General features: G+C 63.9%; 11 protein-coding genes. 4 read left to right on the top strand and 7 right to left on the bottom strand.

Annotation, left to right across the window (positions count from 1 at the left end):
• Positions 1–58: 58 nt before the first annotated feature.
• Entirely contained in the window at positions 59–949 is an 891-nt protein-coding gene (locus RQH14_RS00975) for a helix-turn-helix transcriptional regulator (RefSeq protein ID WP_311211475.1), read from the top strand.
• A 56-nt stretch (positions 950–1,005) separates the two neighbouring features.
• Here RQH14_RS00975 and RQH14_RS00970 read toward each other — a convergent pair whose 3' ends face one another.
• Positions 1,006–1,875 carry an NAD(P)H-binding protein gene (locus tag RQH14_RS00970; protein WP_311211474.1) on the bottom strand — a complete coding sequence of 290 codons (870 nt, stop codon included), beginning with the start codon at positions 1,873–1,875 and terminating at the stop codon, positions 1,006–1,008.
• Between the two features lie 83 nt (positions 1,876–1,958).
• Between RQH14_RS00970 and RQH14_RS00965 the strand changes: the two genes are divergently transcribed.
• Entirely contained in the window at positions 1,959–2,666 is a 708-nt protein-coding gene (locus tag RQH14_RS00965) for a WYL domain-containing protein (protein WP_311211473.1), read from the top strand.
• A 4-nt stretch (positions 2,667–2,670) separates the two neighbouring features.
• Here RQH14_RS00965 and RQH14_RS00960 read toward each other — a convergent pair whose 3' ends face one another.
• On the bottom strand, positions 2,671–3,867 hold the full coding sequence (locus RQH14_RS00960) for an MFS transporter (protein WP_311211472.1): 1,197 nt from the start codon (positions 3,865–3,867) through the stop codon (positions 2,671–2,673).
• A 150-nt stretch (positions 3,868–4,017) separates the two neighbouring features.
• Between RQH14_RS00960 and RQH14_RS00955 the strand changes: the two genes are divergently transcribed.
• Positions 4,018–5,304 carry an HNH endonuclease gene (locus tag RQH14_RS00955; protein ID WP_311211471.1) on the top strand — a complete coding sequence of 429 codons (1,287 nt, stop codon included), beginning with the start codon at positions 4,018–4,020 and terminating at the stop codon, positions 5,302–5,304.
• A 6-nt stretch (positions 5,305–5,310) separates the two neighbouring features.
• Here the strand turns inward: RQH14_RS00955 and RQH14_RS00950 are convergent, their stop codons facing one another.
• Together RQH14_RS00950 and RQH14_RS00945 are read right to left on the bottom strand one after the other, a co-directional pair.
• Positions 5,311–5,820 carry a MarR family winged helix-turn-helix transcriptional regulator gene (locus RQH14_RS00950; RefSeq protein WP_024819327.1) on the bottom strand — a complete coding sequence of 170 codons (510 nt, stop codon included), beginning with the start codon at positions 5,818–5,820 and terminating at the stop codon, positions 5,311–5,313.
• Between the two features lie 42 nt (positions 5,821–5,862).
• The gene (locus tag RQH14_RS00945) at positions 5,863–7,581 is read right to left on the bottom strand and encodes an AMP-binding protein (protein WP_311211470.1); all 1,719 of its coding nucleotides are present in this window, start codon (positions 7,579–7,581) and stop codon (positions 5,863–5,865) included.
• 133 nt (positions 7,582–7,714) lie between these two features.
• Here RQH14_RS00945 and RQH14_RS00940 point away from each other — a divergent pair, with 133 nt between their 5' ends.
• Positions 7,715–8,932, top strand: a complete 1,218-nt coding sequence (locus tag RQH14_RS00940) for an acyl-CoA dehydrogenase family protein (protein ID WP_311211469.1) — start codon at positions 7,715–7,717, stop codon at positions 8,930–8,932.
• A gap of 82 nt (positions 8,933–9,014) precedes the next feature.
• Here the strand turns inward: RQH14_RS00940 and RQH14_RS00935 are convergent, their stop codons facing one another.
• The 3 genes from RQH14_RS00935 to RQH14_RS00925 form a co-directional block, all read right to left on the bottom strand.
• Positions 9,015–10,592, bottom strand: a complete 1,578-nt coding sequence (locus tag RQH14_RS00935; RefSeq protein ID WP_311211468.1) for an APC family permease — start codon at positions 10,590–10,592, stop codon at positions 9,015–9,017.
• A gap of 145 nt (positions 10,593–10,737) precedes the next feature.
• Positions 10,738–12,390: a GMC oxidoreductase gene (locus RQH14_RS00930; RefSeq protein WP_311211467.1), complete on the bottom strand. Its 1,653-nt coding sequence runs from the start codon at positions 12,388–12,390 to the stop codon at positions 10,738–10,740.
• Complete coding sequence (locus tag RQH14_RS00925; protein ID WP_311211466.1) at positions 12,391–13,902, bottom strand: aldehyde dehydrogenase family protein; 1,512 nt, start codon at positions 13,900–13,902, stop codon at positions 12,391–12,393.
• Positions 13,903–13,992: the final 90 nt, after the last annotated feature.

Raw genomic sequence — 13,992 nt, 5'->3', positions numbered from 1 at the left:
CCGGTGGAGGCCCTCGCAGGGACTCCCTCCCGCTGTGCCCCGGAACTAGGGTGAAGGTATGGATAATCGGGCTGAAGTACGCGAATTCCTGATCTCCCGGCGCGCCCAGGTGTCACCTGAGCAGGTGGGGCTGCCGGCCGGCTCGAATCGGCGGGTCAAAGGGTTGCGTCGCAGTGAGGTGGCCACGCTTGCCGGGCTGAGCGTGGAGTATTACACCCGCTTGGAGCGAGGTGCCATCAGCGGAGCCTCCCCACAAGTTCTTGAGAGTCTCGCGAGGGCGTTGAACCTCGATGACGCCGAGCGGGCCCATCTGTTCGATCTCGCTCACGCCGCCAGTCCTGTTGCGCGACCACCGCGGCGCCGGAACTCAAAGTCCTACGTGCCGCATCAGAGCCTGCAATGGGCGCTTGATGCGGTAACGGCCGGACCCGCATTCGTCCGCAACGGCCGGATGGACCTGCTGGCCGTGAACCCGTTGGCCCGTGCGTTCTACAAGGACTGTTACGACATGCCGGGCCAGGCGCCAAACATCGCACGGTTCACTTTCCTGGATGACCGTGCCCACGAGTTCTACCCGGACTGGGATGCCTTTGCGGAGGTGACAGTTTCCATCCTGCGCACAGAGGCCGGGCGCGACCCGCACAACAAGGAGCTTCACGACCTCATTGGTGAACTCAGCACCCGCAGCGAGGAATTCCGCACCCGCTGGGGCGCCCACAACGTCCGGCATCACGGCACTGGTTTCAAGACGTTCAACCATCCGATAGTTGGTGAAATGACGCTCGCCTTCGAGGGCCTGGAAATGGCCGCAGAACCCGGGCTGACCCTGACCATCTACGCTGCGGAACCCGGATCGCCGTCGGCCGAGCGTCTCCAGTTGCTCGCATCGTGGGCGGCGAGCGAATACGCCGTCGAGCCTGCTGCCGAAAGGACCCGGGCGGACAGCTGACCGCATGACAGGTGACGCGCACCGCCGTTTGAACTCCATCGTGCTCCCCATGGTGTTCAGAGGAGGGGGACGAGCTCCTCACGGATCCAGCTCCGCAGTTGGGTCTGTGTGGTGGTGACGATCGAACGTTCCTGCTCGGGCACGAAGCCTTCTCGCAGCCCGGTGGACATCCCCAGGACCGCGTCGGCCATGGCGGGAGGCATGCCAGCCTGGAGGTACTGCTCGCGCATCTGCTCGTCGGCGATCCGCTCGACGCGCACCTCTCGACCCAGCTCATCCGCCAGGATCTTCGCGACTTGCGTCCATGTCAGGTCTTTGGGGCCGTGGACAGCTTGGACGCGGCGTCCGCTCCACTCGAGGCTCAACAAGTTGAGAGCGGCCACCTCGGCGATGTCCCGTGGTGCAACCCAGCTCATCGGGGCATCGACGGGGAGTACGGTCTGGAGCAGCCCGGTCTTCACTGACTGCGCCTCGAACAGCAGGTTGGTGAAGAAGTAGCCGCACCGCAGGTGCGTGACGTCCGCGCCGCAACCGTCGAGGGCGACTTCCGTCTCCGCGAGGCCGTCGATCTCGCCTGCGCCGTGCCGCTTCTCCGCGCCGACGCTGCTCTGGAAGACGACCCGTCCGATCCGGTTCGCCTCAACTGCGGAGACAACGGACTCCGTAGCGCGGCGGTAGTCGGCCATCGGGTCGGGGGACTCAGCGGGCGGATCGACCCAGTAGATGGCGTCGATGCCGACGGTGGCCGAAACGACCCGACCCGGCTCGCGCGAGTCCGTCGCCACCAGATCGACGTGCGCGGCGAGGGCAGCGGGGACGTTCTCTGGGTGGCGGGTGAGCAGCAGCGGCCTGACGCCTGCCCGGATGAGCATCCGTGTCAGATGTCGGCCGACGTTACCCTGAGGTGTTGTGACGGCGATCTTCATGGAGTTCCCTTCTTCCGCTCGTTCTTCCACGCTATGTGCAGATGCGGCCGCATACTGGCCGCATCTTGGGCGATCATGGATCCATGGACTCACCCTCGACACGGTCGCTGGAGTTGTTGGCGCTACTCCAGTCGGGGCGGACGTGGACCGCACACGACCTCGCGGCCCGCCTGCGGGTGAGCGCGCGCACCGTACGGCGGGACGCGATGCGTCTTCGCGGCATGGGTTACGACGTCGGCTCCCGCCCCGGCCCAGGTGCTCTCTACGCGCTGCGGCCGAGCATGAAGATTCCACCGCTCCTGCTCAGCGCGGACGAAGTCTCGACGATCATCACGAGCATCCTGATCCTGGAAGCGTGGCTGCCGGATGATGCCACAGCTGCGACCGCGCGCACGAAGCTCGAACAGGTGCTCCCTGGCGGCCTGCAGCGGCGGGCCGCAGCGGTAGCTCTGTCGACACAGGTTCTACGCGAAGCTCCTGCGTCCGTTGACTGGGAGCTTGTCGGCACGATCGCCGACTCCGTTGCGACGGGCGCGCGTCTCGGTTTCGACTACACGGACCAACATGGCCGCCATTCGCGCCGCACAGTCGAGCCCTATCGGCATCTCCTGCGGCAACAGTACTGGTACCTCGTCGCTTACGACCTTGACCGGGACGACTGGCGTCTCTTTCGACTCGACCGGATGGAGGCCTCCACAATCTCGCCCGGGCCACATGCTCATCACGCCTTCCCTTGGAACTCAATTGAGGACTGGCTCACAAGCGACTTCGGCGCGAGCGACGAACATTAGACCTTCACGCCACAGCACCTTCCTTCCGGTCCTTCAGCATCAGCACTGTGAGCGGCAAGAAATAGAGCGCGGCGACCCCAGTACCCACCAGCACCGGACCGCTGGCTCCCAGCGCAGATTCCAATGCGAAGCCGGCCAGCCAGGATCCCACGGCCGTACCGAGGTTGAATGCCGAGGTGCTGAGCGCCGAAGCCAGAGTTGGCGCATGCCCGGCATATCCCACTGCCTTGCCGATCAATATCGGGTTGGTTGCCATGCCGAAGAGGCCCAGCAGGAAGATCAGGACCACTGTCACCACGGCGTAGTGGGAGAACAGGAAGAGGGCGCCGAGAACCAGGAATGTCATTCCTGCTGAGATGAACAGTGCAGGGTAGGGGCGGTGGGCCCCGAAGTGGCCGCCCAGGGTGGAACCAATAAATGCCCCGACGCCGTAGGCCATCAGCACCAAGGGCACAGCCGCAGCGGCAAGCCCGGTGTTCCCAGTGAGCAGCGGAGAGATGAAGGTGTACGCAGCCAAGGAAGATCCGCACACGATCGCGCAGCCTGCCAGGACAAGCCATACCCTCGAATCCCGCATACTCGCCAGCTCAGCACGGACGGACGGGGTCTGTCCCGAAGCGGGATCCGTGGCAACCAAGCGGTACACGGCAACTGCACCCACCAGTGCCAACGCCGCGAGTATCCAAACCGGCCCCCGCCAGCCAATCGCCTGACCGGCAAACGCTCCCAAGGGAACACCCACCACGTTGGCGAGCATCCCGCCGCCCAAAACAACGCCCAACGCGCGGGATGCGGACGCCGCGCCGGCGGCTTTGGCACCCACGACGGCGGCTACCGCCCAGAAAGCGCCAGTCGCCAAGGCGGTGAGGAAACGCGCACCAAGAATGATCGTGAAATCGGAGGTGAGCGCCACGATGACGTGACCCACAGCGAAGACCACCAGTGCGAGACTCAGCGTCAGGCGGCGTGGCAGCTTGAGAGTCAGGATGGACATCGTTGGGGTGCCCACGATCATCCCCACCGCGAAGACCGTGATCATGAGGCCCGCATCGGCTACGGACGTGCCAAGATCAGTGGCGATCTCCGGCAGGATGCCCGCAACAATGAACTCGGTGGTTCCCATCAGGAACACACCCGCTGCCAGAACGTAGGTCACCAATGGCAAACGCCGGGTCTTAGTGGTGGGGAGAGTTGTGGTCATGACTCAAGAACATCAGGGTTCGGGACTCAGAGGGAGTCCCGCTTAAGGGAGGTCCTCCGGGGGACTCCCTCAATGAGCGGGGCCCGCTCATTGGGCTTCGCCTGCGAGCATTGACGTTATTTTGTCGGTGCCTGCTGCCAGAGTTGGTGCATGGAGCGAGTTGGGGACAGGCGAGCGGGCAAAGGGGTGGCGCTCGGGCGCGCTGCTTTGGTGGATTCCGTTCGGCCCAGCACCGTTAGCAGTGACCTGATCGAACAGTTGCGGGTCTTGGAGGAGATGAAGTCTGCGATCTCCGCTTTGCAGGCGCGGGTTGCTGTGGCTTTTGATCTTGCGCAGCGCGCCGAGCAAGCCGAGGCGGGCATCCCTGCGTCCGAGCGTGGACAAGGGGTGGGAGCGCAGGTTGCGTTGGCCCGGCGCGAGTCGCCAAACCGTGGGTCCCGTCTCCTGGGCTTGGCGAAAGCCCTTGTCACGGAGATGCCCCGCACCTTGGCGGCCCTGAAATCGGGGCACTTGAACGAATGGCGCGCCACGCTCCTTGTTAAGGAAACGGCCTGCTTGTCTGTCGAGGACCGTTGTGCGGTGGATGAGGAGCTCGCCCCCGACACCGGGACTTTTGCCGGCAAGGGTGACAAAGCGATCATTGCCGCCGCGAAGGCTGCCGCGTATCGACGGGATCCGCGGTCTGTAGTCGGGCGTGCCAGCCGTGCTGCCGCCGAACGGACTGTCAGCCTGCGACCGGCGCCGGACACCATGACATACCTGACGGCCTTGCTCCCGGTAGCCCAGGGCGTAGCAGTCTACGCCGCATTGACTCGAGCGGCTGATTCTGCCCGTTCCAGCGGGGATACCCGAGGGCGGGGCCAGCTCATGGCTGACACTTTGACCGAGCGGGTCACCGGAACCCCTGGCGGGATTTCGGGGATCAACCTGGATCTCGTCATGACCGACCGCGCCCTGTTCCAAGGCGACAGCGAACCGGCCCGGCTCAAGGGCTACGGAATCGTCCCCGCCGAATGGGGAAGGGAGCTGCTCGGGTCGGGGCAGGCAGCCCATGACCAGGACCTCACCGTCTGGCTTCGCCGGCTCTACACGGCTCCAGCTGCGGGAGAGCTCCTTGCCGCCGATTCCAAGGCCCGGCTCTTCGCTGGTGGGCTCCGGCGCTTCATCGAAACCCGCGACGATAGTTGCCGGACTCCGTATTGCGATGCGCCCATCCGGCATATTGACCATGTGGTTCCCTGGCGCTCTGGAGGGAGGACCAGCCTGGCGAATGGTGCAGGGCTGTGCGAAGCCTGCAACCATATCAAGGAAAGCCCCGGCTGGAGCACCAAGGCCATGCCCGGAGACGTGCACACCCTGGAAATCAGCACCCCCACCGGACACACGTACCGATCAAAGGCTCCACCCCTGCCCGGAAGCCGCCCTACCAGAACGTAGAAAGCACTATTCTTCCGTGAAATCCCCGGCATCCCTGCGGAAGGTGCCCAGTACGCGGATGAGGTGATCGACGTCGTCGGGCCCGAAGCCTGACTTGCCGAAAACCTCGGCGTTGAGCGCCGCCGTCGCCTTTTTGGCGAGGGTGCGGCCCTCGGCGGTGAGCTCAATCAGGGTGGTGCGTCCGTCGGTTGGATGCGGGGAACGCGCCACCAGGGCGGCTTTTTCCAAGCGGTCGACGGCGTTGGTCACCGAGGTGGGATGCACCTGCAGGAGCGCGCTGGCTTTGTTCATGGGCAGCGCGCCGCTGCGGGCGAAACTCAGGAGTGCCAGAAGCTCGTAGCGTGCAAAGGTCAGCCCGAAGGGTTTGAGGACCGTTTCGATGCGGGCCAGCAGGATCTGCTGCGTGCGCATGATCGCGGTGATGGCGGCCATGGGCGCGGCGACGTCGCCCCAGCCATGCCGTTCCCAGTTGCGCTGGGCGTCGGCGATGGGGTCTCGGGGGAGTGGTGTGCCCATGGGCCTCCTTCGGTTGCTTGGTTGGCCTGGTGACCCGGGTGGCTAGTCTTTCAGATTCGGGAACTCTTCCTCGGTGTATTCCACGCCCAAACCTGCGGGCAGCGGACCGTCGCCGTGCCGGGCGACTTCCGTCCCGCGCAGTTCCACCCGTCGGATCTTGCCGGAGATCGTCTTGGGAAGCTCGCCGAATTCCAGCCGCCGAATGCGCTTGAACGGAGCCAAATGCTCGCGGCAATACTTCAGAATGTCCTCCGCAACCGCCGGTCCGGCTTCATAGCCGGCAGCCAGGACCACAAACGCCTTAGGAACCGACAGCTTCACCGCGTCAGGCGAAGGCACGACGGCGGCCTCCGCCACGGCGGGGTGTTCGATCAGGACGCTTTCGAGTTCGAAAGGCGACAACCGGTAGTCGGAGGACTTGAAGACGTCGTCGTCCCGGCCGACGTACGTAATGACACCGTCGGAGTCGCGGCTGGCCATGTCGCCCGTGTGATAGTAGCCATCGCGGAAGGCTTCGGCCGTTTTGGCTTCGTCGCCGAAGTAGCTCTTCATGAGCCCCACGGGCCGGGGGTCCAAGCGCAGGCAGAGCTCGCCGTCGTCGGCTTCTTGTCCGGTGAGCGGGTCAACCAGGACAACGTCGTACCCGGGGAGCGGCCGGCCCATGGAGCCGATCTTGACCGGCTGCGCGGGAGTGTTGGCGATCTGGACCGTGGATTCGGTCTGCCCGAAGCCGTCGCGGATGGTCACTCCCCAAGCTTTCTCCACTTGTCCGATGACTTCGGCATTCAGTGGTTCCCCGGCCGAGACCACCTTGCGTGGCGGGCTGGTGAGCTGCGTGAGGTCGGCTTGGATGAGCATCCGCCACACCGTGGGAGGGGCGCAGAAACTCGTGACGCCTTCGCGGCCCATTTGCTCCATGAGGGCCACGGCGTCAAAGCGCTGGTAGTTGTAAATGAAGACCGTGGCCTCAGCGATCCACGGCGTGAAGACGTTGGACCAGGCGTGTTTAGCCCAGCCGGGGGAGGCAACGTTCAGGTGGACGTCGCCCGGTTCCAGGCCGATCCAGTACATGGTGGACAGGTGGCCCACGGGATACGAGCTGTGGGTATGCTCCACCAGCTTTGCCCGTGAGGTGGTGCCGGAGGTGAAGTAGAGCAGCAGCGTCTCATCTGCCTTAGTGGGGGCGTCGGGCGTGAAGTCCGTGCCGGCGTCGTTCGAATCTGCGTACTGTTTGGCGTCCGCGCCGTTTTTCTCGGGACCGACCTCGATCAGGGTGTAATCGCCCTCGACGTCGGCGAACTTGCCGATGTTGGCACTTCCGACCGTCACCCAGGCGGCCCCGCCGCGCTCGACGCGGTCCTGGAGATCGCGGGCGCCCATGAGGGTGGTGGTGGGGATCATGACGATGCCCAGTTTGATGCCGGCGAGCATGAGTTCCCACAGTTCAACCTGGTTGCCGAGCATGATGATCATGTGGTCGCCGCGCTGGACGCCCTGGCTCCGAAGCCAGTTGGCTACCTGGGCTGAGCGTTCCGCGAGGTCTTTGTAGCTGCGGCGGGTGGAACTCCCGTCCTGTTCCACGATGACCAACGCGGGCTTGCTGCCTCTGGCCGGGTCCGCCGCGATCTGATCGAACCAATCCAAGGCGAAGTTGAACTCCTCAAACCGCGGCCACTCGAATTCGGCGTGCGCCAGCTTGTAGTCCTCACGCAGTTCCAACAGCCGGTCGCGGGCCGCACGGAAGTCTTCTGTGACTGTCATAGTCCGCCTTTCGCCTTCGGGCTTCCCTGGCACCTTTGCCGGACATCCCGCCTAGTGATCCACATCACCTTGCAATATACTAGGACATCCAAGGGTTTGGAAGAGCCTGTGCGGGACATGACGAAGGGGTCTAATGCTCGACGACAAAGCTGCCGGCACCGTTACCAGCGGTGCGGCACCAGAACGCGTCCTCCCTCCTTATCCGGAGGCGGACCTGATGCACGTAGTGGACCTTCTCCCGGCCGGAGAGCGCTTGCGGTACTTGGAGATCAGGGAGTTCCTGCAAACCCGCATTCGTTCGGCCAGCATCGAGTACTGGAACCGGGAAGAGTTCCCTTTCGGGCTGCTGGCCGACATGGCCAAGTTCGGGCTTGGTGGACTCCAAACAGACGGCTCCACCAAGCTCTTCAAAGGCCTGATGTACACCGAGGTGGCCCGGGCGGATGTGTCTCTCTCGGCGCTGGTGGGCATCCACAACGAACTCATCGTGGGCATGATTGACGAGCTCGGATCGCCTGAACAGAAGCGCAAGTGGCTCCCTGGGCTGGAAGCTTTCACCCAGCTCGGCGCCTTCGCCCTCACCGAACCGGACCACGGCTCGGACATCGCCGGAGGACTTTCGACGACGGCGCGGCGCGACGGCGGCGAATGGGTCATCAGCGGTGCCAAACGCTGGATCGGGGCAGGGACCATTGCCGATTTCGCATTGGTGTGGGCCCGGGACGAATCCGACGGCCACATCAAGGGCTTCATTGTGGAGACGGATCGACCCGGATACTCGGCCACCAAGATCTCCAACAAGATCGGCCTGCGCATCATGCAGAATGCCGACATCGTGCTGGACGAGGTGCGTATTCCTTTGGAGAACCTCTTGCCGGGGGCCACGGAGTTTTCCCGAGCCAATGACCTGTTGCGCGATTCCCGTGCCTGGGTGGGATGGCAGGCCGCAGGGATCCAGTTGGCAGCTTTTGATATTGCCCGGTCGTATGCCTTGGAACGCAAGCAGTTCGGCAAACAGCTTGCCCGCTTCCAACTGGTGCAGCAGCAGCTTGCCGACATCCTGGGCAACGCCAACGCGTCCTTGTCCATGATGGTTGAGCTCGCCCGGATCCAGCAGGCCGGAAAACTCCAGATGGTGCAGGCAGCCATGTGCAAAGCCACCACCACCCGGCTGGCCCGTTCCTCCGTTGCGATGGGTCGTTCTTTGTTGGGTGGGAACGGAATTACTACGGATTTTGAGATGGCAAAGCTCTTTGGCGACGCGGAGATCCTGTACACCTATGAGGGCAGCTATGAGATCAACTCGATGATCGTGGCCCGTGCGGTGACGGGGAAGTCTGCGTTCGTTTGAGTCCACTGATGGGGTTGAGAACGCAAGGAGCATCCCTTCGCCGGTTCGATACTGGCGAAGGAATGCTCCTTTGACGTGAGGGCTAGGAGTTTTGGGTTACCACTTGGGGAGACTCCTCGGGAGCGACCAGGGCCGCGTGTTCGGCCAGGACTCCGGTCTTGTGCCTGATGCGGAGACGGTAGAGCAGCGTTCCACCGATGATGACTGTGCCAACAAACATCACGCCGCCCCATTGCAGGTACCACTCGAACGGCGGTACCGAGTTGTAAATCTCCGGCCGCGGCCACACAAGGTTCAGCGTCATCGCGCCGCCCCACAGCACGGCCAGGACGTTCACGGGCAACCCCCATTTGCCGAGGCTGAATCCCGGCTCTGATCCGTCGTCCTTCAGGGGCCACTTCTTCAAGAACCGGCGCCGCAGCATGGGCACGGTCACCAGCAGGTAAGACAGGTAGATCAGGACGATGCTGATGCTGGAGAGAATGGTGAAAATGGCCGGCTGGGAGATGTTGACGATCAGCGGGATGACGGCCACTATGCCGATGACGATGGCGGCAACGGTTGGCGTTTTCCGGGTGGGGTGCACTTTGCTGAGCTGACGGCTGAAGGGAAGGTTGTTGTCGCGGGCCATGGCGAACATCATCCGGATGGCTGCTGCATGGACGGCGAGGGTGCAGACCACCACGGCTACCACGATGCACGCCAGGAAGGCCTTGCCGAAGGGGCCGCCCAGTACCGAAAGAACGATGTACTGCAGCCCGCCATCAGCGGCTCCGAGCTTGGGATCGGAGAGATCGGGGGCGGCCAGGATTCCGCCGAGGAGCAGCAAGCCTCCCAGGAGGAAGGAAGCCGTGACGGCGCGCAGGATCGCCCTGGGAGCGGTCTTCTTCGGGTCCTTGGTTTCTTCGCCCAAGGAGCTGGCGGTGTCGAAGCCGTACATGACGTACCCCGAAGCCATGGCAGCAATGAGGAACACTCCGAAGAAGCCCAGGGGATGTTCTTCACCGAAGCCGGCAGTATCCAGCAGGACTTCCGGTCCCCGCACGGAGTGCCAGATAAGCGCCGCAATGAGCAGGACGGCCGCAACCAGTTCCACGAACACGCCCACGCTGTTGATCATGGTCATGAGTTTCACGCCGAACGCGTTGATGAGTGTGGAAATGCCGATCATGATGCTGGCCAGGATGACCCCGTTGACGGCGAAGTCGTAAGGACCTGTTCCGTCGCCCACCAGTTGGAAGCCGCTCCAGATTTGCGGGAGGGTGATTTGGAGGGCCAAGGCAACGGACCCCAGAGCCATGATGGAGGAGAGCAGCAGCAACCAGCCCGCCAGCCAGGCCCACGTTCCGGTGGAAAGGCGCTTGGCCCAGTTGTAGACCGATCCAGCCACCGGATAACGCCCGGCCAGTTCCGCGAAGCACAGGGCGACCATCAACTGGCCGACGAAGACGATGGGCCACGACCAGGCGTAGGCGGGTCCCGCCGTCGAAAATCCGAAGTAAAACAGTTGAAAAACGCCGGTGAGGATGGAGATGTAACTGACGCCGGCCGCGAAGCTGGCGAACTTACCGATGCTGCGGTCCAGGGTTTGGGCATAGCCAAACTCGTCCATGCCGCTTGCATCGCTCTTGCAGGGTCCTGATTTGGTGGGTTCTGACATGCGAACTCCTAGTTCAGACGTGCACGAATGGTGATGACCTGCGGCCGCCGTTGGTCGCAGTCGAAATCAAAGGCCGGGCACCACGCTGTGCCTCCGGCTGTTTCCCCCATTGTTTGTTGCGTGGGTCTAAAAGCAGGGCGCCTGATCAGGCGACAGACAAGCTGAAGCCGGCTTCCGCCGTCGTGGTTTCCTCCGTCCGGCTGTTGATGAGATCCGCCTTGATGAAATCGGCGCAGCGCTCGCCGATCATCATCACGGTGATATTCGGGTTGACGGTGACGTGTTCCGGCATGACGGAGGCGTCCGCCACACGCAATCCGGTAACGCCCTTGACCCGCAGTTCGGGATCCAGGGGCGACATGTCGTCGTTCGCGGGTCCCATGCGGACTGTACCGACGGGGTGGTACACCGTGTTGTGGGTTTTGCGGATGTAATCCTGCAGTTCCTCGTCAGTCTGGGCCTCGATGCCGGGGGAGAGCTCCCGTCCGGTCCACTCAGCCATGGCCGGCTGCGCCGCGATTTCCCGGGCCTTGCGGATACCGGCCACCATGACGCGCATGTCGTGGCCGTCGGGATCGGTGAAGTAGCGGGGGTCCACCATGGGCTTGTCCCGGAAGTCCCGGCTGCGCAGCCGAACCGTCCCGCGGGAACGGGCGTGGGTGACATTCGGAGTCAGGCTGAAGCCGTTCTCCGTGGTGGGGTAACCGTAGCGCAGGGTGTTCATGTCGAATGGGACGGAACCGTAGTGCATCATCAGGTCCGGCCGGTCCAGGCCCTCTTCGGTGGGGGTGAAGATGCCGATCTCCCACCACTGAGTGGAGGTCTGCACCATGGGCTGCTTGGCCTCGAACTGCACCACGCCTTCCGGGTGGTCCTGCAGGTGTTCGCCGACACCCGGGGAATCCACCAGGACCTCGATGCCGTGCTGGTTCAAGTGATCGGCCGGGCCGATGCCGGAAAGCATGAGCAGCTTGGGGGAATCTATTGCGCCGGTGGACAGGATGACCTCGCGATGCGCGTTCAGCCTGTGCGTGCGGCCGAAAGCCGAGTCGACGACGTCGACGCCGGTGCAGCGCTTGTCCGCGTCGAACACCAGTTGGCGGGCCCGCAAGCCTGTCAGCAGCGTGAAGTTTTCACGGTCCATGATGGGGTGGATGTAGGACACCGAGCTGGAGGAACGTGTCCCGTCCGAGCGGCGGTTGATCTGGAAGAAGTTGGCACCGTTGATCACGGTGGTGCCGTCATTGAACTTTGCCCGGGGGATGCCGGTCTGCTCACAGGCATCAAGGAGCGCGACGCCGGCGGGATCGTTCGGAGGAACGTTCATCAAATGCACCGGACCGTCGTGGCCGTGGTGTGGAGCTTCCGGTCCGGCGTCTTCGTTGCTTTCCAGACGCTGGTACAAAGGCCAGGCTGCAGCAGCATTCCAGCCAGTTGCGCCGTACTTTGACTCCCACTCATCCAGGTCCTCGCGGGGAGCCCAGAAAGCAATGCAGGAGTTGTGGCTGGAGCAGCCGCCCATGACCTTCGCGCGGGCATGGCGCATGAAGGAGTTCCCGTTTTCCTGCGGCTCCACCGGGTAGTCCCAGTCGTAGCCGGATTCCAGCAGTTCCATCCAGCGATCCAGTTGCAGGATCTCCGGCAGGTTGCGGTCATCCGGGCCCGCTTCCACCAAGGCCACGGTGACGGCAGGGTCCTCGCTCAGCCGGGCGGCGACGGCAGCTCCGGCAGATCCTCCGCCAATGACGACGTAATCGAACCCGCGCTCGCTGAGGTTCTCAATGGTGTCGACGTGCATCTAGTTCTCCTTGCCGTGGTCTGCGAACCAGCCGGTCACCTGGGGGCTGGTGTTCTGGTAGATGTGCTTGGCTTCCTGGTACTCGCCCAGCCCGGTGGGGCCGAGTTCACGGCCGACGCCGGACTGGCCGAAGCCGCCCCACTCGGCCTGCGGAAGGTAGGGGTGGTAGTCGTTGATCCAGACCGTGCCGTGCCGCAAACGGCCCGCTACCCGCTGTGCCTTGCCGGCGTCCTGGGTCCAGACGGCGCCCGCCAGCCCGTAGATGGTGTCGTTGGCGGTGGCTACGGCTTCGTCTTCAGTGCGGAAGGTTTCCACTGTTACTACCGGGCCAAAGGCTTCGTCGATGACTACCGACATTCCCCGGGTCACGCGGTCCAGGATGGTCGGCTGGTAGTAGAAACCGGCGTCGAACTTATCGCCTTCAGGGGCCGCACCGCCGCACCGCAGCCGCGCGCCTTCGGCCACGCCACGCTGGACGTAGGCGTCCACCTTCTCCCGGTGGGCCGCGGAAATCAGCGGACCGGTTTCGGCAGACTCATCGAACGGGCCGCCGAGGCGGATGCCCTTGGCCTTGCGGACCAGTTCGTCGACGAAACGCTCGGCGATGGATTCCTCCACCACCAGCCGCGCCCCGGCGGAGCAGACCTGGCCGGAGTGCACAAAGGCGCCGTTCAGCGCATTGTCGACGGCGGCGTCGAAGTCAGCGTCAGCGAACACGACGTTGGGGTTCTTGCCGCCGAGTTCCAACGCGACCTTCTTTACGGTGCCGGCAGCGGCCGCGGCAATGCGCTTGCCGGTTTCCAAGCCGCCGGTGAAGGAAACGAGGTCAATGTCGGGGTGCTCCGAAAGCGGTGCGCCCGCTTTTACTCCGGGACCGGTCACCAAGTTCGCGACGCCGTCGGGCAGGCCCAGGTCCTGCAGCAACTGCATGGCCAGGATGGCGGTGGAGGGGGTCAGTTCCGCAGGCTTCAGAACGAAGGTGCAGCCGGCAGCCAGCGCGGGCGCGATCTTCCACGCAGCCTGCAGCAGCGGGTAGTTCCACGGAGTGATGAGGCCGCAGACGCCCACGGGCTCGTAGACGATCTTGCTGACGACGGCGGTGTCCCCGGCGTCGACCACCCGGCCCGCCGACTGCCCGGCGAGGCGTCCGAAATATTCGAAGCAGGCGGCGATGTCATCGATGTCGATGCGGCTTTCGATGATCCGCTTGCCGGTGTCCAGGGATTCAGCGCGGGCGAATTTCTCCCGGCGTTCGCGAAGTTCTGCGGCGACCTTGAGCAGGAACGTGCCCCTCTCGGGGGCCGGGACGTTCGCCCAAACGCCGGAATCGAAGGCCGCGCGGGCTGCGGAAATGGCGCGCTCGGCGTCCTGGCGGCCGGCTTCGGACACCGTGGCGACCAGTTCGCCGTCGGCCGGGTTGTGGATCTCGCGCACCGCGCCGGACGCTGCCGGCTCCCACCGGCCGTTGATGAAAAGGGTGGAGGCGGAATCGGAAAATGTGGCTTGGGTCATACGAAGCAGGCTAGTGCATCTTGAACATCTGTTCAAGGAAAATTATGAACAGATGTTCAAAGTGCCGCTGTGTGTCTTGAGGCTGCCGGC

It is taken from the genome of Arthrobacter sp. WCS2018Hpa-7, assembly GCF_031843805.1.
Taxonomy (GTDB): domain Bacteria; phylum Actinomycetota; class Actinomycetes; order Actinomycetales; family Micrococcaceae; genus Arthrobacter.
Note: the sequence above shows the minus strand (reverse complement) of the source record. Positions and strands in the feature narration are given on the sequence as shown.